Annotated in this window: 10 protein-coding genes and 1 pseudogene; all 11 read right to left on the reverse strand. The window is 68.4% G+C overall.

Translation table 11 applies throughout. From position 1 onward, the window contains the following. Positions 1-28 precede the first annotated feature (28 nt). Positions 29-1,366, reverse strand: coding sequence for a ricin-type beta-trefoil lectin domain protein (locus OG241_RS09880; RefSeq protein WP_405814818.1), 1,338 nt, complete (start codon positions 1,364-1,366; stop codon positions 29-31). A 66-nt stretch (positions 1,367-1,432) separates the two neighbouring features. Further along, entirely contained in the window at positions 1,433-3,415 is a 1,983-nt protein-coding gene (locus OG241_RS09885) for an alpha-L-fucosidase (RefSeq protein ID WP_405814819.1), read from the reverse strand. A 69-nt stretch (positions 3,416-3,484) separates the two neighbouring features. Then, positions 3,485-5,893, reverse strand: coding sequence for a ricin-type beta-trefoil lectin domain protein (locus tag OG241_RS09890; protein ID WP_405814820.1), 2,409 nt, complete (start codon positions 5,891-5,893; stop codon positions 3,485-3,487). Between the two features lie 57 nt (positions 5,894-5,950). Next, the gene (locus OG241_RS09895; protein WP_405814821.1) at positions 5,951-7,783 is read right to left on the reverse strand and encodes an RICIN domain-containing protein; all 1,833 of its coding nucleotides are present in this window, start codon (positions 7,781-7,783) and stop codon (positions 5,951-5,953) included. A gap of 29 nt (positions 7,784-7,812) precedes the next feature. Then, positions 7,813-9,342 (reverse strand): arabinofuranosidase catalytic domain-containing protein, encoded by a 1,530-nt coding sequence (locus OG241_RS09900; RefSeq protein WP_405814822.1) that lies wholly within the window; start codon positions 9,340-9,342, stop codon positions 7,813-7,815. A gap of 30 nt (positions 9,343-9,372) precedes the next feature. Beyond that, entirely contained in the window at positions 9,373-10,974 is a 1,602-nt protein-coding gene (locus tag OG241_RS09905; protein WP_405814823.1) for a glycoside hydrolase family 27 protein, read from the reverse strand. Between the two features lie 53 nt (positions 10,975-11,027). Continuing rightward, positions 11,028-12,470: an arabinofuranosidase catalytic domain-containing protein gene (locus tag OG241_RS09910; RefSeq protein ID WP_405814824.1), complete on the reverse strand. Its 1,443-nt coding sequence runs from the start codon at positions 12,468-12,470 to the stop codon at positions 11,028-11,030. A 362-nt stretch (positions 12,471-12,832) separates the two neighbouring features. Continuing rightward, positions 12,833-14,305 (reverse strand): annotated as a pseudogene (locus OG241_RS09915) (endo-1,4-beta-xylanase); the annotation flags it as partial. A gap of 50 nt (positions 14,306-14,355) precedes the next feature. Then, positions 14,356-15,489 (reverse strand): ricin-type beta-trefoil lectin domain protein, encoded by a 1,134-nt coding sequence (locus OG241_RS09920; RefSeq protein WP_405814825.1) that lies wholly within the window; start codon positions 15,487-15,489, stop codon positions 14,356-14,358. A gap of 83 nt (positions 15,490-15,572) precedes the next feature. Beyond that, on the reverse strand, positions 15,573-18,020 hold the full coding sequence (locus OG241_RS09925) for an RICIN domain-containing protein (RefSeq protein ID WP_405814827.1): 2,448 nt from the start codon (positions 18,018-18,020) through the stop codon (positions 15,573-15,575). 190 nt (positions 18,021-18,210) lie between these two features. Then, complete coding sequence (locus OG241_RS09930) at positions 18,211-19,620, reverse strand: arabinofuranosidase catalytic domain-containing protein (RefSeq protein WP_405814828.1); 1,410 nt, start codon at positions 19,618-19,620, stop codon at positions 18,211-18,213. Between the last annotated feature and the right edge of the window lie 988 nt (positions 19,621-20,608).

Genomic DNA, 20,608 nt, shown 5'->3' on the forward strand with positions numbered 1-20,608 from the left:
ATCGTCGTTAACTCAGGACGTCAATCGTTCAGTTCTGCAGGCTCCAGTGCTGGTTGGCGCCGCCCGAGCAGCTCCACAGCTGGACTTTCGTCCCGTTGGCGGTCGCCTGGCCGCTGGCGTCCAGGCAGAGCCCCGACTGGGCTGCTGTGATCGTGCCGTCGGCGTTGACGTTCCATTGCTGGTCGGCCTGTCCACTGCAGTCCCAGATGGCCGCCGGGGTGCCGTTGCCCGCTCCCTGGCCGACACCCAGGCACTTGTTGCCGTAGACGACCAGCTGCTTTCCGGCGGAGTAGGTCCACCGCTGGTTGGAGCCGCCGTTACAGTCCCACAGCTGGGCCTGCGTGCCGTTGGCCGTGGTCGAGTTGTTGATGTCGAGGCAGCGCCCCGACTGCTGGCCGACGATCTCCTGGTTGCCGGACTGCGGAGGCGGCGGCTGGTTCGAGCCGAACTGGGTGAAGAACTGCCACACCGCCGCCGACGTCCAGGTGCGCCAGCCGTCACCGGTGGAGCCGTCGATGGGACCCGGGTCGTGGCCCGCTCCGTCGAACGCGGCCCAGACGACGGGGTATCCGGACCTGCATCCGGAGTAGGTGGTGATGATGTGCGTCAGACTTCCGTTGGCCGGCTCGGGCGGGTTCTGCGGGGTGCAGCCGTTCGTCCGGACGAAGGTGTCGCGCAGGTCTCGTCCCGACTGGATGGGCAGCACGTTGTCCCTGAGGCCGTGCAGTCCCATGTAGGCGATGGGCTGGTTGCCGCCGTTGCAGCCGCTGAGGTTCGCGCCGGAGTAGACCGCGACCGCGCGGAAGACCGTCGCCCGGGAGCAGGCGAGGGCGTACGACATCGCGGCGCCGTAGCTGAAGCCGGCGGAGAACAGCTGGGTGGTGTCGACGCACAGGCCTGATTCGATCTGGTTGACCATGGCGTCGACGAAGGCCACGTCCTGGCCGCCGGGGTTGGCCCAGCCGTTGCCGTTGCCCTGGGGCGCGACGAAGATCGTGCTGTTGTTCGCGTTGTCGGCCAGGCGCCTGAGGCCGTAGTAGGACCAGTTGTAGCCGTCCGTTCCGCCCGAGTCGACGTCGTTCGCCGTGCCGCCCCGCCAGTGGAAGCCGAAGACCAGCCGGTAGGGGTGGTTGCTGTCGTAGCCGGCCGGGACCCGCAGGATGTAACTGCGGTTCTGGCCGCCGCTCTGAATCGTGTGGTTGCCGCTGGTCAGCGTCGGGGCCTTGCCGCAGCCCGCGCTCGCCGCGGCGGCGGACCTCGTGGCCGGCGCGGGTGCGCCGAGGGCGCTGCTGAACGAGGTGCCCGCGGTGGTCAGGATGAGGAGCAGTGCGGCCGCGATGGACAATAAGAGCGGTTTGCGTTCCATGCTCTCCTTCTTCCGTCGTCGAGTTCTTCCGTCGTCGAGTTCTTCCGTCGTACGGGTAGTGCCGGTTCACACGGCGGTGATGGTCCACGCGTTGTTGGTGCTGGAGTTCGGCATCCACAGCACCGTGGTGGAGCCGGCCGTGGTGCTGCCGCTGCCGTCGAGGGCGGTGCCGGTGTCCCGGTTGACGATCTGGTAGCGGTTGTCGCCGAGGCTGCCCAGTGACCACTGCTGGTTGTTGCCGCCGTTCCAGGTCTCCTGGCGGGCGGGAGCGCCGTTGGCTGCGTTGCCCCAGCTGTCGGCGGCCATGCCGTTGGTGCGGTTCATGAGGCGGTAGTAGCCGTTGCCGAGGTCGATCAGCTGCCATTGCAGGTTGGTGCTGCCGTCGTAGTTCCACTGCTTGAGGTTGGAGCCGGAGGCGACGTTGCCCCCGCTGTCGAGCACCAGTCCGCTGGTCACGTTGGCGATCCTGACCCAGGTCGTGGAGCCGCCCGGCGCGCCCAGGACGGGGATCTCGCCGGAGAAGGTGAGCTTGACCGTGTACGCCAGGGCGCTGAACGGCGGGTTGGACGAGGGCATGGTGAGGTGCAGGCCGGAGGCGTCCTGGGTCGGTGCGGGCAGGTTGATGTAGGTGCCGGCGGTGTTGTCGAGCTGTTGGGCGCCCGTCAGGCTGCTGAGGTTGATCTGGTTCGAGTTCAGCGTCGTGATGGTCATGGTGCCGCCCTGCCAGCCCAGGGCGGTGGCGTAGAGCACCTTGTTGTCCCGGCTGCGGGTGAAGCGGACGTCCTGCGGTTTGCCGGCCACCGGTCCGCTGAACGAGCCTCCGCCCATCTTGGTGGGGCCCTCGCCGTAACTGGACCAGGAGCGGGTGGAGTAGACCGCCTCTCCGAAGCGGCCGAGCCAGTCCCCCATGGCGAGCAGGATGGACTGCTGCCCGGAGGGGATGGTGCCGTCGGCCATCGGGGCGATGTTGAGCAGCATGTTGCCGCCCTTGCTGACCCGGTCGAGCAGCGAGTGGAGCATGGCCTGCGTCGAGTAGTAGCCGATGCCCACCGTGTAGCACCAGCTGGAGGAGGAGATGCTGTCGTCGGTCAGCCAGTAGGGGGTGAGCAGACCGGCCGGGCCGCCGCGCTCGAAGTCGAAGACCTCACCCTTGTTGTTGAGGCCGTCCTTGTAGGTCGCGACCACGTCCTTGTTCCACGCGACCGCCTGGTTGTAGTAGTGCGCGAGGAACTGGAGCCGGTAGGACTCCTGCACGAGGTTCAGGTCGAAGTCCTGCCAGACCAGGTCCGGTTGGTAGCCGTCGATGACCTCGACCAGCTTGTCGTGCCAGAGCTTGTTCTCCGCGGCCGAGCCCTGCTGGCCGTAGAGGATGCGCAGCGTGGGGTCCGACTGGTTCGGCACGTGGTCGTAGAAGCCGTTGAAGTGGTAGGCGTGGTGCAGCGAGGCCATGAACTTCAGTCCCTGCCCGCGGATGGCCTGCGCGTGCAGCCCTACCAGGTCGAGTCGGGGACCGCGTTGGACCGAGTTCCACGGGTTGGCGCGGCTGTTCCACATGGAGAAGCCGTCGTGGTGCTCGGCGACCGGGCCGGCGAACCGGGCGCCCGCGGCCTTGAACAGCCGGGCCCAGGCGTCCGGGTCCCACTTGCCGCCCTGGGAGACCAGTTTGGGGGCGAACTGAACGAAGTTGCCCGCCTTGTCACGGGCACCGTCGATGAAGTTGTTGTACGGCCAGGCCGAGGGGTCGCCGTAGGTGGCCTTGTGGTGGTTGTTCTCGGACGAGCCGCCGATGTACATGTTGCGCGGATACCACTCGTTGCCGAACGCGGGGACGCTGAAAACGCCCCAGTGGTAGTAGATGCCGAACTTGGCGTCCTGGAACCAGGCCGGGGCCGGGGGGTGCTGGTCCACGGAGGACCAGCTCGCGGTGTAGCTCCCGGGGCCGTCGGTCGCGGCGGCCTCGGGGGCGAACCGCAGCAGGCCGACGGCCGTCGACGCGCCAGCCGCCGCCAGTAGTCGGCGCCGGCCGAGCGGCAGGGAGGAGGAGGACATGTGGGGGGCCTCTCGGGGGAATTGACGGAGGTGGTGCCTACGGTCACTGATCGTCAGCCGGTCACGGGATCAGTCGCGCGTCCATTTCTGGTTGCTGCTGCCGTTGCAGGTCCACAGCTGCAGCAGGGTGCCGTTGGCCGTTCCGGCGCCGGCGGCGTCCAGGCACAGGCCGGACTGGTCACCGGTGATCGTGCCGTCGGCGTGGAGCGTCCACTTCTGGTTGGCACCGCCGGTGCAGCCCCAGATGTCCACCTTGGTGCCGGGGCTGGTGCCCTGGCCCGCGGCGTCCAGGCAGTCGCTGCCGTAGACCCGCAGCTCACCGGCCGAGGTGTTCGTCCACTGCTGGTTGCTGCCGCCGTTGCAGTCCCACAGCGCCACCTGGGTGCCGGCCGTCTGCGACTGGTTCGGTACGTCCACGCACCGGCCGGAGCCGGCCCCGACGATCGCGCCGGCCGTGCCGCCGTCGTTCCCGCCGCTGCCGGGCGTGATGGACAGGTTGTCGAACTGTGCCGTCTCGCCCTGGCTGGTCCCGTAGCCGATCTGCCCGGCGGCCCAGGTGCCGTCGTTCACGGAACCGACCGTGGCGCCGTCGATGGCGGCGGTGATCGTGGTGCCGTTGAAGGTGAGGGCAAGGCTGTGCCACCGGTCGGTGCCGAGCGCCGTGGTCGTGCCGCGGGCCAGGGTGGAGACGGTGCCGTTGGTGTTCGAGTTGAGGATCGACCAGGCCCCGGTGTCGCTCACCCGCAGCCGGTAGGCGTTCTGTCCGCCGGTGCGGTCGTAGTCGTGCCCGCCCGCACGGCCGATCAGCTCGGCGTATCCGGCCTGTTCCAGCAGCACATCGGACGAGACGGTGTAGTTGCCCCAGCCCACCTCACCGAGCAGGGCGTGCGGATCGGTCAGCGAGTCCCAGGTGATCGGCTTCTGCGGGCTCATCTGGCGCACACACTTTCCGCTGCGACCACCGCCGCAGCCCACCGTCTCGAAGGCGCCCTGCCAGTCCATGAGGTACTTCGCCTCGGTGCCGGTGGTGTAGCCGTCGAAGGAGTCGCTGTACGGCAGCTTCAGCGCGCTCCGGGCGGGACCGCTGGCGGTGCCCTTGCCCTGTCCGGTCGTGGTGGTCAGGGTGTACAGGTGGCCGGGCTGGACGGTCAGGCTGAAACCGCCGCCGGACGGGGTGAGGTCCGTGGTGTGCACGAAGTGGTCGGCCGGGTTGGTGGAACCGACATCGGTGGACCAGACGTGGACGGTTCCGGTGGACAGTCCGCCGGTGACGTTGAAGTTCAGCGTCTGCGCGCTGCCTGCGTCCATGGTCTCGATGACCGTGGAGTAGTCGGAGTTGTTCGTGGACTTGAGCGAGACATAGCTTCCGCCTGCGCGGTTGCCGCCGATGTAGCCGCTGGAGGCGTCGAGATAGTGCCATCCCGGGCTGGTGAACTGGCTGGTGTGCGCCATCACCCAGGTGTTCTTGCCGATCGAGTACGAGCCGGACCACGGCTGCGCGGCCAGGGCCATACCCATGGTGGGATACGGCAGGTTGGGGGTGAGGGCGGCGACCACCGGCCAGTTGAGGTACGCGGTCATCCGTCCGTCGATGTATCCGCGGTTGATGCCGCGGGCCATGGCCTGCGCTCCCCCGTTGTAGTCGTCCGAGCCGTTCTCGCTCGCCCACAGCGGCTTGCCGGACGACATGGCGGCCGCCGGCACCGAGCAGGTGGACTGGGACGACCGGTAGCCGCAGGGGTAGTGCGTGCCGATGGCGCTCACCGAGGAGGCGAACGCCGGGTTGGAGTTGACGTCGTTCGCGACGGACCAGTCCGAGTCGGCCGCGATGATCTTGACGCTGCCGTAGCCGTTGCTGTTGAGCGCGCCCCGCAGCTGCTGGTACCAGGAGACGTTGTAGCCTCGCTCGTTCCATCCGCCGAGGTAGTCGATGCTCAGCCCGTGCTGCTTGGCACAGCCCAGCCACGAGACCAGGTAGTTGACCATGTCGGTGGACCAGAAGTTCCCGTTGCCGATCCAGCCCGGGGCACCCCAGGCGAGCCCGTACAGCTTGATGTTCGGGTTGCGGGCCTTGGCCTGCTCCATCAGCCACCATTCGTAGCCCCGGTCGCAGTTCAGGTCGGAGCGGGTGTGCTGGTGGCTGGGCTCGGCTCCCGAGGTGGAGTTGGTGTCCCCGCCGATCTCGGCCTTGAGTATCTGCAGGGAGGCCCCGTAGCCGGGCCGGAAGAGGTAGTCGAGGACCTGGCCGCGTTGCGGCTCGGGATAGTCGATCAGGAGTCTGCTGTTGCCGCCTCCGCCGCTGATCGCGCCGACGCCGTCGAAGGTCCGTCCGCCGGACGCGCCGTTGAGGGCGATGGAGGTGGCCGCCCGGGCCGGAGCGGCGGCTGTGCCCACGACGCCGCCGGCGGCCAGGACGAGGCCCGCGACCACGGCCGTCGGGACACGCAGGCGCCGTAACAGCCGTGCGATTGCTGACACGGTGGGTTCCTTTCGCAGGTGGGGGGATGTCCACGGCCGGTGCCGTCGGCGGACGGTTCAGCGGAGGAAGAAGTCCTGGTTGGTGCCGGGTGTGTTCTTGCACTGCCACTGGTCGAGTTGCTGGCCCGCGGTGCTGCCGGCGCCGTAGACGTCCAGGCACAGACCGCTGTTGCGGTTCTGGAAGGCGTAGGAGCCGTCGGACTGGCGCACGGGCAGCCAGAGTCCGTTGGCCGCTGTGCCGGGGCTCTGTTGGACGATGTCCGGGGTGCCTGCCGTCGTGGAACTGCCGGCGACCGCCACGTCCTGGCCGGAGTTCTGGGCGCGCAGTTCGCCGTAGCCGCCCGAGGCCGGCACGAACTGGAACTGCTGGTTGCTCTGCCCGTTGCAGGTCCACTGGTCGATCGCGGCGCCCGCACTGCTTGAAGCGCCGTACACGTCCAGGCACAAGTTGTTGTTGGCGACGACGAGTTGGTGGTAGCCGGCCGGGAAGCTCTCGCCGCCGGAGGAGGCCGGGGTGAGATAGACGGCGAACGCGTCGTGCGCGCCCTGGTACGTCAACGGGACGGTGATCGAGCCGCCCGAGGCGCTCAGGTTCTGGTCGTAGACGGTCTGTGGCGCGGCGAGCGGTGCCTGGTCCGGGATGCGGTGCACGGTGACGTGCACGCTGCCGGCGTTGGTCAGCCAGGGGACGGACGACAGGCCGTTGAAGGTGACGGACGCGGTACCGGAGTTGCCGTTCGCGTCGCCGATGATCGCGACCGCGCGCTTGTTGGTGGGGTCCTCGGAGGCCGAGATCGCGGTCGAGCCGACCTGGGCGGAGGTGTCGACGAGGGTGCCGGTCATGTCGGCGTAGTCGCGGAGCGCCCACCAGTTGCCGGTCGGCTGCCAGGTGCCGCCGCTCTGGGTGAGGACTCCTGTCAGGTTGGGGGTGACGCAGCAGACCCAGTTGCCGCGCATCGCGTTGGTGTATCCGGACTGCGCGAACCGCGCCAGGTACCAGGCCGTCACCCCGGCGGTCTGCCGGTCGGCGGGCTGGTACTCGTTCGCGGACAGCGGCAGCGGGCCGATGCCCGCCGTTGTCAGGGCGCTGTTGAGGGACTGGGAGACGGTGACCGGGTCATCGACATCCCCTTCGTCGTGGTTGGTGATCATGTCGGGTACCGTCCCGGCCGCCTTCACGTGCGCGAGCCAGGTCCGCCACTCACCCGGGTTGCTCTGCGGGGTGAAGGCGAGCGACGGTCCCACGATCTGCGCCGAGGGGGCGATGCGCCGGATCTCCCGGTAGGCGGTGTCCCACATCTGGAAGTACTGGGCGCTGTTCACACCCCGGGTCCAGAAGGCGGAGATGTCCGGCTCGTTCCAGATGTCGTAGGCGAACTTCAGCCCCGATGCCTGCAGTGCCCCCACCGTGGAGTCGATGAAGCTGATCCAGTTGGAGCAGTCGCCGTTGTCGCACGGGTACCTCGTGTTGGACGGCTGCCCGCCGTTGGCGCCGTAGATGTCGCTGACCAGTACCTGGTACTGCGCGTGGTACGGCGGCTGGGTGAGCCGTTTCGCCTGCGCGACGATCGAGTCGAGGTCGGCCCGGGTGGCCGATCCGTACTGGTAGTTGTCCCTGATCCAGCCGCCGGAGAACCAGCCGCCGCCGCGGAACGCGTTGATCCCCAGCGGCTTGATGAACTGGTCCGCCGGCTGGCTGCCGTCCTGCGTGAAACCGTAGAGGAATCCCTCACCCACGCCGGTCGACGGGCCCCGCGTCGACGCCAGGTTCACGCTCAGCGCCTCGCCCGAGACGGCCCGGCTCTCGGCCGTCGCCGACAACTGCAGCACGAACGCCAAGACGATGCCGACGGCCAGTACCAGACGGCCGGGTCTCGCTCTCGTCCTCATTCGGTCCTCCTGCGTCACGTGTCACGGGGTCAGTTCAGTGACCACTGCTGGTTGGATCCGCCGTTGCAGGTCCACAGTTCGACGGGGGTGCCGTTGGCGGTGGCGGCGCCGGTCACGTCCAGGCACAGGCCGGACTGGGCGCTGGTGACGGTGCCGTTGGCGTTGACGTTCCACTGCTGGTTGGCCTGGCCGTTGCAGGTCCAGGTGATGACCTTGGTGCCGGGGCTGGTGCCCTGGTCGGAGGCGTCCAGGCACAGTCGGCTGCTGCCGGAGTACACGGTGAGCTGGCGGGAGTCGGTCCGGGACCAGGTCTGGTTCGCCGCTCCGGTGCAGTCGCGGATCTGCGTCTGCGTGCCCGGCGTCGTGGACGCGCCCGGCACCTCAAGGCACTTGCCCGCACCGATCGCGTGCAGCGCGGTCGACGTACCGCCACCGCCCCCTGCGCCGTAGCCGGCCGTGGTGATGGCGGCCTGGACGGCGTTCTCGGTGGCGTCGGAGGGATAGCCCGCCGTGATCGCGCCCTCGAAGAACTCGCCGACGCCGTTGGGGCTGTTGTCGCCCCCGGTGCCGAGCAGGACCGAACTGTCGACCTTCATCGGTGAGTAGCCGTTCGGCAGGGGGCCGGAGTAGGTGGTGGTCAGGGCGCCGCTCGCGCCGTTGCCGTATTTCAGAGTGAAGTTGCTGGTGCCGTTGTTCTTCAGCCACGCGCTGACGAACGGGTAGTGCACGCCCTGGTTGTTCGGGTCCTTGTTGGAACCGGTGTTGGTGTGGAACATGCCGTTCTCCAGGTCGGCCTCGACCCACGGGCCGCTGCCGGTGCAGCCGCCGAACCAGCAGGCGGTGCCCCAGTAGATGGCGTTCATGGTGGCGTTGCCGGTGTCGGTGTGGGAGTTCTCACCGCTGCCGTAGTCGAAGCAGCACCACTGGCTGGTGTAGTCCGACGAGGTCACCATGTAGATGCCTTCGGGCTGGGCCCCGGTGGGCACCCCGGCGGCGTGGTCGATCCGGTAGCCGACGCCGGGGGTGACCTTGACGCCGAACACCTGGTGGCCGGCGGCGGTCACCGGCAGGGCCATGGCGTCCGCGCCGACGTCGGACCCATTGGGTCCGGGCCCCTTCCAGTAGCCGCCCCAGGAGATCGGCATGTCGTTGTGCCGGGCGGTCTGGTCGTAGATCTTCGTGATCGTGCAGGACGTGCCCGAACAGAACGACACCTGGGACGCGCCGTCCGCGTATCCGCCCGCACTGAGCACTCCGATGTCGCGGTAGCTGTGGTCGGAGGCCCGCTGGATCTGGTACAGCGGCCCGTTGTACGAGGCGAAGAGCGCCCTGGTCGTGGCGTGTGCCGTCACGCACGGCGTACCACCCGCGGCGTAGAGGTCGCACGGGAGGGACGCGTCCGCCGCGCTGTGGGCCGCCGGATGGGCGACGGCCGCCGTACCGGCCCGCGGCGATGTGGCGAACGCCGGTGCGCCGAACGCGGCCACGGCCATCGCCAGGGCGACAAGGAGCGCGGCTTTCCATCGCCTGCTTCGGCGATCACCGGACGGTTCGAGCATGGAGACCTCCTCCTGAGTTCGCATGCGGAGTCATCCCAACGTCCACCGCTGGCTGCTGCCGCCGTTGCAGGTCCGCAGTTCGGCGAGGGTTCCGTCGGCGGTGGCCCCTCCGGCGACGTCCAGGCACAGGCCCGACTGGACGCCGGTGATGGTGCCGTTGGCGTTCAGGGTCCACTGCTGGTTGCTCTGGCCGTTGCACGACCAGATCTCCACCTTCGTGCCCGGAGTGGTCTGGTTGTTGTAGGCGTCCAGGCACATCTGGGCGCTGCCGGAGTAGACGGTGAACTGGTCGGACGCGGAGTGCGTCCATGTCTGGTTGGCGCCGCCGCTGCAGCTCCAGATCTCCACCTGGGTACCAGCGGTCGTGGTCGAGTTGGGTACGTCCAGGCACTTGCCGGATCCCACCGCGTGCACCGCGCCGGTCACGCTGGTGCCGCCGCCGCTGGTGCCGCCCGCGACCCGGTACATCACGGTGCCGTGCGCCGGGACCGAGGCGCTGATCGTGCCCGAGGTGGTGGAGGACGCCCCTGACCACAGGTCGGTCAGGGTGTAGGCGGACGCTCCGGTCTTGCCGATCGCGGCCGCGGTGGTGGAGATGGTCGCTGTCGAGCCCGTCTCGTTGAACAGCGCCACCGACACGTCCCCGTTGGCCAAAGGCTTGGCCAGCACGTCCCGGCCGCCCGAGGAGGAGACCATGGTGCCCTGCTTGCCGAGGGGGTCCTGGTCGACCGCGATCACCCGGGAGTTGGTCAGCGTGGACAGGGTCTCCGCACTGGCCGAGGGGATGTTGGTGCCCGCGATCAGCGGTGCGGCCATCTCCGCCCACAGGCTGAACTCGCTGCGGCTCTCGGTGGTCGTCATCGAGCCGTTGCCGACCTCCAGCATGTCCGGGTCGTTCCAGTGGCCCGGTCCCGCGTAGGAGGCGAGTCCCACGTTGCTGTGGAAGATGGACAGCATGCTGGCGAAGTTGGCGCTGATGTCCCCAGTGGTGCGCCAGCTGTTGCCCACGCCCGCGCCCCAGGTCCACACGTTGTCCTGGCCCCAGTTGCACAGGCTGTACAGGATGGGCCGGCCGGTGGCCGCCAGGGCATCCCGCATCGCGGTGTACCGGCTCTGCGCGGCCACCCCGTTGTTGTTGCAGTTGTCGTACTTCAGGTAGTCCACGCCCCACGACGCGAACGACTGGGCGTCCGTGCTCTCGTGCCCCAGGCTGCCCGGATACCCGGCGCAGGTCGCGGTGCCCGCGTCCTCGTAGATCCCCAGTTTCAGCCCCAGCGAGTGCACGTAGTCGGCAGTGCCCTTGATGCCGTCGGGGAACTTGGCCGGGTCCGGCACCAGACGGCCGCCGGAATCGCGGTTGTGGGTCATCCAGCAGTCGTCGATGTTGACGTAGGAGTAGCCCGCTGCCTGCATGCCGTTGGTGTGCATCGCCTGCGCGGTGGACTTGATCAGCGACTCGGAGACGTTGCAGCCGTACGCGTTCCAGTCGTTGAAGCCCATCTGCGGGGTCAGGGCCAGCCCGTTGCCCAGCGCGGCGGCGGGCTGCGCCGTACCGAGGGAGACGAGGGGAACGCCCACACAGAACAGCGCGACGGAGAAGGCGAACGCCAACGTCCGGATAATCATGTGCATGTCATTGACTCCTGGGCCGGGTTGCGGCAGAACACGCCGTGGGACAGAAGGACTCAGCGGTATCCGGCCGCGGTGATGTTCGCCTGCACCGCGTTGTCGGTCACGTCGGAGGGGTAGCCGGCGACGATGGCGCCCTCGTAGAAGGTGCCGGCGCTCAGGTTGGCGCCACCACCGGGTTTGCAGCAGTCACCGCCGCTGCCGAGGACGATGGCGCCCTGCTTCTTCATCGGGCTGTATCCGCCGGGAAGTCCGCCGTCCCACAGGGTGGTCAGACTGCCGGACTGCGCGTTGCCGCCCTTCAGGGCGAACCTCGACGTCCCGTTGTTCTTCAGCATCGCGGTGACGAACTTGACGGGGAAGGCGCGCTGGTTGGTGTTCCAGGACTGGCTGCCGCCGGAGTACAGGCCCCATTCGAGGTCGGCCTGGACCCAGGGACCGCTTCCCGAGCAGCCGCCGAACCAGCACTGGGTGCCGAAGTTGATCGCGTCCATCGCCCCGGCCGCGTCGGCCTTCCGGGTCGTCTCGCTGTTGCCGTAGTCGAAGCAGCAGCCGCTGTTGACGTGGGTGCCGCTGGTCACCATGTACGCCCCTTCGGGGGCGCTACCGGTCGGCACGCCCGTCAGATGACCGTCCCGCCAGTAGCTGTTCCCGGGATTGATGTACAGCGAGTACGCCTTGGTGCCCCCGGCGGTCAGTGACTCCGAGGTCGCCTTCGCGGGACTGCTCTGACTCGACCCCGGTACCTGGGCCGATCCCTGATACCACAGGTCGTTGCCGCGTCCGGACTGGTCGTAGACGACCGTGATCACACAGGAGGTGCCCGCGCAGAACGAGTCCTGCGCCGCCGCGTCGGCGAAGCCGCCGACCGCCCGTACGCCGATGTTCCTGGTCGTGTTGTCCGAGGCGCGCCTGACCTGGTACAGGCTGCCGCTGTACGACCCGTAGAGCGCCCGCACGGTGCTGTGCGCGGCCACGCACGGAGTGCCGCCCGCGGAGTACAGGTCGCACGGGCCCGACCCGCCGGGCGCGGGCGGAGGTGTCGACGTGCTCCACTTCTGGTTGCTCTGGCCGTTGCAGGTCCACAGGATGACCGCGGTGCCGTTGGCCGTGCCCGCCCCGTTGACGTCCAGGCACAGGCCGGACTGGACGCCGGTGACGGATCCGTCGGAGTTCTGTCGCCACGCCTGGTTCGACTGACCGTTGCACGACCAGATGACCACCGGGGTTCCCGGCGCGGTCCGGTTGTCGTAGGCGTCCACGCATCGGGTGCCGTTCATCGCCCTCAGCTCGCCCGCCGAGGTGAACTCGAACGCCTGGTTCGGCTGATTGTCGCAGTCCTGGATGTCGAGCGCCGTTCCCGGCGTGTCGACATTGCCCTTGACGTCCAGACACCGCCCCGACGCCGAACTCACCAAGGGCGCCGGTGTCGATGCCGGATCAGGTACCGGCGCCGACCACGTCTGCGCGGTCGCCGACATCATGGCCAGCAGCGCCATCACGGCTACGGCGACGAACGCGAGTAAGCGTGATCTGTGAGCCGTAGGACTCCGACGGGAAAAGGATGAAGGCCGCATTCTGTTCCTCGGGGATGTGGGGGGGGAAGGTGACAGAGAGTCCTGTGCCTGGCCGAACGGGATGGTTGGGGGCAATCGAGAGCACCCACAGGAAGCACTCAGACATCCCATGTCATAGTGATTTCACAGGTCCATCATCGAGTCAATACGCTCGGCACCCCCAATCGGATGCCGATTCATCCCATGTATCGTCCCTGGTCAGGCCGTTATGAGGGCATGCCGGAACCCGCGTCCGGCGACGGCCCGCCGTGCCGGACGCGGGGTGTTCGTTCCGGGTCACCTCACCTGAAGTTCCAGTGCTGGTTGGCGCCGCCGTTGGAGTCCCAGATCTGGACCGGGGCCCCGTTGCCGGTCTGCCCACTGGGGATCTCCAGCGCCCGGCCCGAGGCGACGTTGATCAGGGTGTACGAACCGTCGCCGTTGACGCTCGCCCGCCAGTGCTGGTTCGCACCGCCGTTGGCGTCCCAGATCGCCATCCGGGTGCCGTTGCCCGTCTGGCCGCCGGGCTCGTCCAGGACCCGCCCGCTGGCGATGTTCGTCAGCGTGTAGGAGCCGTCGCCGTTCTGACTCGCCCGCCACTGCTGGTTCGCAGCACTGCCGTTGGCGTCCCAGACCTGCACGGGCGTGCCGTTCGCCGTCTGTCCGGACGGCACGTCCAGCACCCGGCCCGCGGCCACGTCGGTCAGTGAGTACACCTGGCCCGAGACGATGCCTCCGCCTGGATTCCCCGTACCTCCGCCGAGCGCGGAAAGGGCCGCGTCGTAGGCAGGCTTCTTGTTGCCGTTGTTGTCGAACAGCAGCGGGTTCTCCCCCGTCCGCCACGAGTCGCTGTCCCTGATCCCCCACACCGTGATGCCGGTGCAGCGGGCGACACTCATGCACGCCCGGACCGTGTTCCCGTACGCGGTCGCCGAGGCCTGGGCGATGTCGAGTTCGGTGATCTGGACGTCGACGCCGAGGGCGGCGAAGCTGGACAGCGTGGTCTGGAAGCTCGACGGTGGGCCGCCCGCGCCGAAGTGGCTCTGGAGGCCGACACAGTCGATGGGCACACCGCGCGCCTTGAAGTCCCTGACCATGTTGTAGACGCCCTGCGTCTTGGCGTCGGACCAGTTCTCGATGTTGTAGTCGTTGTAGCAGAGCTTGGCCGAGGGGTCGGCGGCCCGGGCGGTGCGGAAGGCCTCCTCGATGAAGCCGTTGCCGAGCACGTTCTGGAAGACCGAGCTGCGGTGCTGACCGCTGCCGCCGTCGGCGAACGCCTCGTTGACCACGTCCCAGGCGTAGATCTTGCCCTTGAAGTGGTTCATCTCGGTGGTGATGTGGTTGTTCATCACGCTGCGCAGAGTGTTGGCGTCACCGATGGAGCTGACCCACCCGGGCAACTGCGAGTGCCACACCAGGGTGTGGCCGCGCATCCGCTGCCCGTGCGCGGTGGCATGGCTGACGATCTGGTCGGCCGGCCCGAAGTTGAAGTTGCCGCGGGACGGTTCGGTGGTGTCCCACTTCATCTCGTTCTCCGGGGTGATCATGTTGAATTCCCGGTCGAGGATCGTCGAGTACGTCGAGTTGCCGAGTTTTCCCGCAGCCACGGCGGTACCGAAATAGCGTCCGCTGTCGGCCGCCGCCGCGCCCAGCGTGCCGGAAGCCGCGTGTGCCGCGAGGCCCGCCGGTCCGGTCAGCGCCAGTGCCGTGCCGGCCAGCAGACCGGTGGCCGAGACCAGGGCCCTGCGGAGCAGCGGCTCGTCGTTGAGCCAGGACATGAGGGATCACCTTCCTTGTGGGGTGCGTGAGAGTGGGGTCACGAGGTGGATCAGGACACCGGCAGAGCGGTCCACTGCTGGTGGGCGCCGCCGTTGCAGTCCCACAGGACCAGTTGCGTACCGTCGGTGGTGGACGCGCCCGGGTCGTCGAGGCAACGGCCGGAGACCGGGTTGCGGTAGCCGCCGTTGTACGTCTGCCATTGCTGGTTGGTGCCGCCGTTGCAGTCCCAGATCTCGATCTTGGTGCCGTTGGCGGTACCGCGGCCGGTGACGTCGAGGCACTTCCCGAGTGCCCGCAGGGTGCCGTCGGAGCGCGCGGACCACGTTTGCGCGGCGGAGCCGTCACAGGACCGGATCTCCGCGGCGGTCCCGTTGGCGCTGTTGCCGCCGCCCACCCCCAGGCACTTCCCCGCGATCCCGGAACGCACCTGCCCGGCCGCGGAATCCGGCGGCTTGATCCAGCCTGCCGCGTCCGCGGCCTGGATCCCCGCGTCGAAGGCGTCCGCCATCTTGCCGAAGCCGCTGTCGTTGGGGTGCAGGGCGTCGGACAGGTCCGCGGTGGTCAGGGCGCTCATGTCCACCAGCCGGACGTGCTTGCCGGCAGCCTGCTCGGCCTGGACGATCCCGGGCAACTTGGCGTTGAACGCAGGCCGGTTGGCCTCCTCGCTACCGCTGGTGGAGATGATCACGGTGCCGACGAGCACGGTCGCGTCGGGTGTGGCTCTGGTGATCTGGTCGATGAGGGCGCGGAGCCGGTCGGCCGCGGTCGGGATCTGGTAGTTGCCGTTGAGGTCGTTGGTGCCGATCTCCAGAGTGACCACGTTGGGGCGGTAACGGGCCAGCACGGAGTCCGCGATGCCGGCGATCTGGTCGATCCGCCAGCCGGAGTGGCCCTCGTTGTCCGGGTCGGACATGGTGCCGTTGCGCCCCGAGCCGACGAAGTCCAGGGTGTGCCCCTCGGCCGTCAGCTTGTTCGCCAGAAAGCTCCGGTAGCTGTTCCCGGAGGAGCTGCCGACGCCCCAGGTGATCGAGTCACCCAACGGCATCACGCGCAGGGACGTGGGCGCGGCGGCCTGTGTTGCGGAGTGCGGCGCCTCGGCGGCGGTGGCCGCGGCGGGCCACGCGGCGCCCATTCCGAGGGTGGCCGCCAGCGCCGCGGCCAAGGGTGCCCAGTACTTCTTCATCAGCGTTCCTCACTGGGTGCGGGACAGTGGGTGGGGGTGAACGAATCGCCGGTCCGTGCAGGTGCTTTGGAGGCGCGAGCAGGTCAGCGGGGGGTGAAGTCCTGGTTGGTGCCGGGTGCGTTCTTGCACTGCCACTGGTCCAGTTGCTGGCCCAGGTTGCTGCCGCCGCCGTAGACGTCCAGGCACAGACCGCTGTTCTGGTTCTTGAAGGAGTACGAGCCGTCGGACTGCTGTACCGGCAGCCACAGAGCGCCGGCCGCTCCGCCCGCGGCCTGCTGCACAATGTTCGGCGTACCGGCGGTCGTGGAGCCGCCGGCCACCGCAACGACCTGTCCGGAGTTCTGCGCGCGCAGTTGCCCGTAGCCGCCCGAGACCGGCACGAACTCGAACTGCTGGTTGCCCTGCCCGTTGCAGGTCCACTGGTCGATCGCGGCGCCCGCGCTGGTGGAGTTGCCGTACACGTCCAGGCACAGGCTGTTGCTGCCGATCACCAGCTGGTGGGAGCCCGTGGGGAAGCCGCCGCCGCCCGAGGAAGGGACACCCGCCTGCTGGATGACGTCTCTGGCGCCCTGAGGCCAGTTGGTGCCGCTGACCAGGACGTTGCCGGTGAGGACGTTGTTGTGCGGAGGGCCGGTGGCCACGTACGTGTTGCCGCCGTTGTACCAGTTGCCGGAGAACGTGCTGTCGTCGGTGTGGTTGTTCGCGTTGGCGTTGGTGAGCGCCCAGTTGCCCGCGTCCTGCACCACGTTGGTGGACACCTTCAGATACCGGGAGCCCTCGTCGAGGTACAGCGCGGTGGTGCGGTTGTTGTCGTACATGTAGTTGTCGGAGATCACCGAGCCGGGGGCCGCGGAGAGGCTGTAGATGCTGCCGCCGTCGAACATCGCGTTCTTGGTGTCGAAGACCAGGTTGTGGGAGACGGTGTTGTTCTTCAGCGTCGTGGGAGTGCTGTAGACCGGCTGGTAGTTGTACGTGCCCCGGTTGACGTAGTCCTGGCTGCCGCCCGGGTCGTTCATCCCCCAGCCCCAGCCGATGTCGATCCCGTCGTAGGGCAGATGGTCGCACTGGTTGTGGGTGATCGTCGCGTTGGTGACGTACGTGGACAGGATTCCAGCGGTCTCCTTGTAGTCGGTGCCCACCCCGCTGACCTTGTTGTTGCTGATGGTGATGTTCTGGTTGGTCATCTGCGGGTTGGTGGGGTGGTGCGCGTCCGGCTGGATCCCGCCGACCTGGATGCCGCTGCCGGCGATGTCGGTGAACGTGTTGCCGGTGATGGTCACACCGTTCGCGCCGAGTCCGATACCGGAGGCCGTGGCGACGCCGTCGTTGCCCACGCCCAGTCCGGCCTGCCCGAGTTCGGAGAACGTGTCACCCGAGAAAGTGATGCCGGTGGCGGCGGAGACCTGGACGGCCGCGGGCATCTGCACCCAGTGGTTCCGCGTGGCCTCGAACTGCGTGCACCCCGACTTGCAGGTGCTCAGCCAGTTGGCGGGCATCGCGTAGGCCTCGGTGATGTGTGCGCCGCTCTGCTGGTCCGCGTACCCGTCGGGTCCGCTCGGGCCGAGCCAGGAGGTCCCGGTGAACCGGATGCCGGCGAAGCCGAGGCCGGTCGCGGGTGAGCCGTAGCTGCCGCTGATGCCCAACAGGCTCTGCAGCCTGGGCAGTTCGACGTCGAGGCTGTTCGGGTTCTGCCCCGCCTGCGCCCGGTAGTAGAGGTCGCCGGTGGACGAGTCGAGGTACCACTGTCCGGCCTGCTTGAGGAACGCGTAGTTGTTCTCCAGGTACATGGTCCCGCCGGCGAACGGCGCGTTGATGGTGTCGTAGCCCCAGGAATTGTTGTTCCAGGCGGGCTGCTGCATGGTGATGGTTCTGCCGCTGATCGACTGGACCGGTGCGTAGCGGTCGGTGAAGGAGTTGAGGCTCTCGACTTCCATGTGGCTCTGGTCCGAGAGACCGGCCAGGTAGTCGAGGGAGGAGTCGGTGAAGGTCAGCCCGGTCTGGGTGAAGGTGAAGCCGGAGCGGGGCACCTGGATCGCCGCGCGCGGTGCCTGCTTGCCGTTCACGTACAACTGCCGCGTGTTCACGCCGGTGCCGACGTGGACCGACCAGAGACTGCTGCTCTGATCATGCACCTGCCAACCAGATATTTGCTGGGCGCCGCTCACGACCGGCTGCTGCCCGGGCATGGCCTGGTAGGTGATCGTGTGGCCGTTCTGGCCGCCGTCGCCGGAGCCGAAGGTCAGCGGCTTGGCCTGCCGGTAGGTACCACCGGCCAGGTGGACCACGACGTCAGAATCAGCCGAGAGCCGGTGCGCGGGCTGCCGCGCCTGGTCGATCGTCGCGAACGGCTGCTCGACGGTGCCGTTCCCGCCGGGAGCCGCATCCGGGGCCACGTACAGGTCGGCGGCCGCTGCCTGGCGCTCGGCCGGTACGGCGAACGCGGCGCCGGCCATGGGCAGGCTCCCGGCGAGTAAGGCGAACAGAGCTACAGGGGCGGCCCAGAGGCCGCGGAGCGCTCTGGCTCCGGACATCGTCATCCTCCAGTGGGGGCGGTGGTGCCTGGTGTGGGGCCCAGTGGTTCTTCGGCCGCCGGAGCAGCCGGGTCCGTCTGCAGGACCTGCACCCTCCGGGCGGGGCGAGGGGAGCCGGTCATGGACGTCGTCGGGTCGGTGAAGGCCCGTGGCCGGCGGTGAACCCGGCCACGGGCTTGAGCCGTTCCCCTCAGCTGAGGTTCCATCGCTGGTTGGAACCGCCGTTGCATGTCCACAGTTCGGCCAGGGCGCCGTTGGCCGTGGAGGCGCCGGTGACGTCGAGACAGAGTCCGGACTGGATGCCGGTGACGGTGCCGTCGGAGTTCAGCTGCCACTGCTGGTTGGCGCCGCCGCTGCACGGCCAGGTCACCACCTTGGTGCCGGCGGTGGTCTGGTTGTTGTACGCGTCCAGACACAGCTGGCTGCTGCCGCTGTATACGGTCAGCTGGTTGGAGGAGGTGCGGGTCCAGCTCTGGTTGGCGCCACCGCTGCAGTCCCAGATCTGCAGCTGCGTGCCGGCCGTGGTGGACGAGTTCGGGACGTCCAGGCACTTGCCCGCGCCCACCGCGTGCAGCGCGCCGGTACCCGTGCCGCCGGTCGCGTTGCTGTATCCGGCCGCGGTGATGTTGGCCTGAACCGCGTTCTCGGTGGCGTCCGACGGGTAGCCGGAGGTCATCACGCCCTCGTAGAAGGTGCCTTGGGCGCCCTTGCTGTTGTCACCACCGATGCCCAGGATGATGGCGCCCTGCTTCCGCATCGGGTTGTAGCCCGCGACGTTGGGGCGCACGCCGTCGTAGAACGTGGACAGGCTGCCCGACTGCGCGTTGCCACCGCGGATCGCCCAGTGGTTCGGGCCGCCTTTGACGATGGCGGTCGTGTACCGGTAGCTGATGGTCGGGTCGTTCGCGTTGTAGTGCTGGTTCACCCCGGAGAACAGGCCGTTCTCCAGGTCGGCCATGATCCAGGGACCGTTGCCCGCACCGTAGCCCCAGACCTTGATGTTGCCGAAGTAGATGGCCTCCATGGTGCCGTTGCCGTCGTCGTTGCTGTCCGTCTCGGCATTGCCGTAGTCGAAGCAGCAACCGCCGTTGTAGTGCGTGCCGTCGAAGATCGCGTACATGCCCTCGGGGTTGTCCCCGGTCGCGATGCCGTTGGTGTGGTTGTTGCGGTATCCCGTACCGGGTGCCACGAAGACGCCGTAGGCCTTGTGACCGCCCACCGTGGTGGGCGCGGCCGTCGCGTTCGCGAGGTTGTCGGGACCACCCGCGGCACCGCCGCCAGGCGCCTGGGTGAGGTTGTTCCCGCGACCGGACTGGTCGTAGATGATCGAGATCAGACAGGTCATCCCCGAGCAGAACGAGTCCTGCGCGGCGGCGTCGGCGTACCCGCCCGCACTCAGGACGCCGACGTCGCGGGTGGTGTTGTCCGAGGCGCGCCTGACCTGGTAGAGCGGCCCGTTGTACGAGGCGTAGAGGGCGCGGGTCGTGCTGTGGGCCGCCACACAGGGCGTTCCCCCTGCCGCGTAGAGATCACACGGTCCGGAGGTGGCGGCCCGGGCCGTCCCGGTCGTCGCACCCGTCAGCGCGCCGACGGCAAGCACGGCCGCAGCCGCCGCTCGGGCGAATGTTTTCGGCCCAGAGGTGCGGGAGCGCTCCCACGAATGGACAGATGCCTGGTCCGGCCCATTTCCCGGCCTTCCGCGGCGCCGTATCGCAGCGAGCAGTCGTTGGACGCCACCGCGCCCGAACAGCACGTGCCGTTCGGTCCCTGTGGTACCTGTCGTTCCCATCCGATCTCCCTACCGTGCCGGCGGAACCAGTCGGGTTCTGTGCTGGGAGCGCTGAGCCATGCGGCAGCGCTGAAGGTGCCGTTCTTGCAGTGGGATTGCAGAGAGGTTTCGGGGGGAGACGGTGCTCCCGATTCCGCAGGGCTGTCAAGGGTCCGGACATCCTCCGTCCGACTCCTGCGCGGAATCGGTTCGATCGCCGATCTTCCCGGATTCCCTTCCACCGGGCCTCTCAGACAGGTCCGGCGTGAGGGTGGACGAGCGGTGGTGCGCGCTGTCGTCGGGGCGACGCGGCGGATCGCGGGGGTCCGATCGACGGCCGGGCTCCGCTCGCTCGGACGCACCCCTGCAACGCCGCTGAGCAGGAACGTGGCCGTCGAATATGGCTGACGAGGGGTCAGCACGCACCGAATCGGCTGATGCGCTGATCCTTCACCCGTGCGCGGGCACCGCCTTCGCTGTGCGGCACGCCATTGACCCCATGTTCCGCCGGTCGTAGCATCCCGTCGAAGCGCTTGCGTGGAACCGATTCGATTCCGGCCTCCACGGAGGGTGTGAGACGCCGAGGGGCGTCACGGGCTCGGCAGCCTGGCGTGTTGCTCCCTGCGTACTCGTGGCGGTCGGGCGTCAGGGTGTGCGGCTTCGGTGCGGCAGTAGGGCGCTACGGCACGCTGCGGCACTGCGGCGCAAAGATGACGAGTCCGCAGGGCGAGGCAAGCCCCTCGGTGGCAGCGGCGGTGACAGTGCCGGCGGGCGGCCAGGTGCGCGGCGGAGAAGTAGCCCTTGTCAGCGCGGAGTCTGA

The organism is Streptomyces sp. NBC_01390 (assembly GCF_045040105.1).
Lineage (GTDB): Bacteria > Actinomycetota > Actinomycetes > Streptomycetales > Streptomycetaceae > Streptomyces.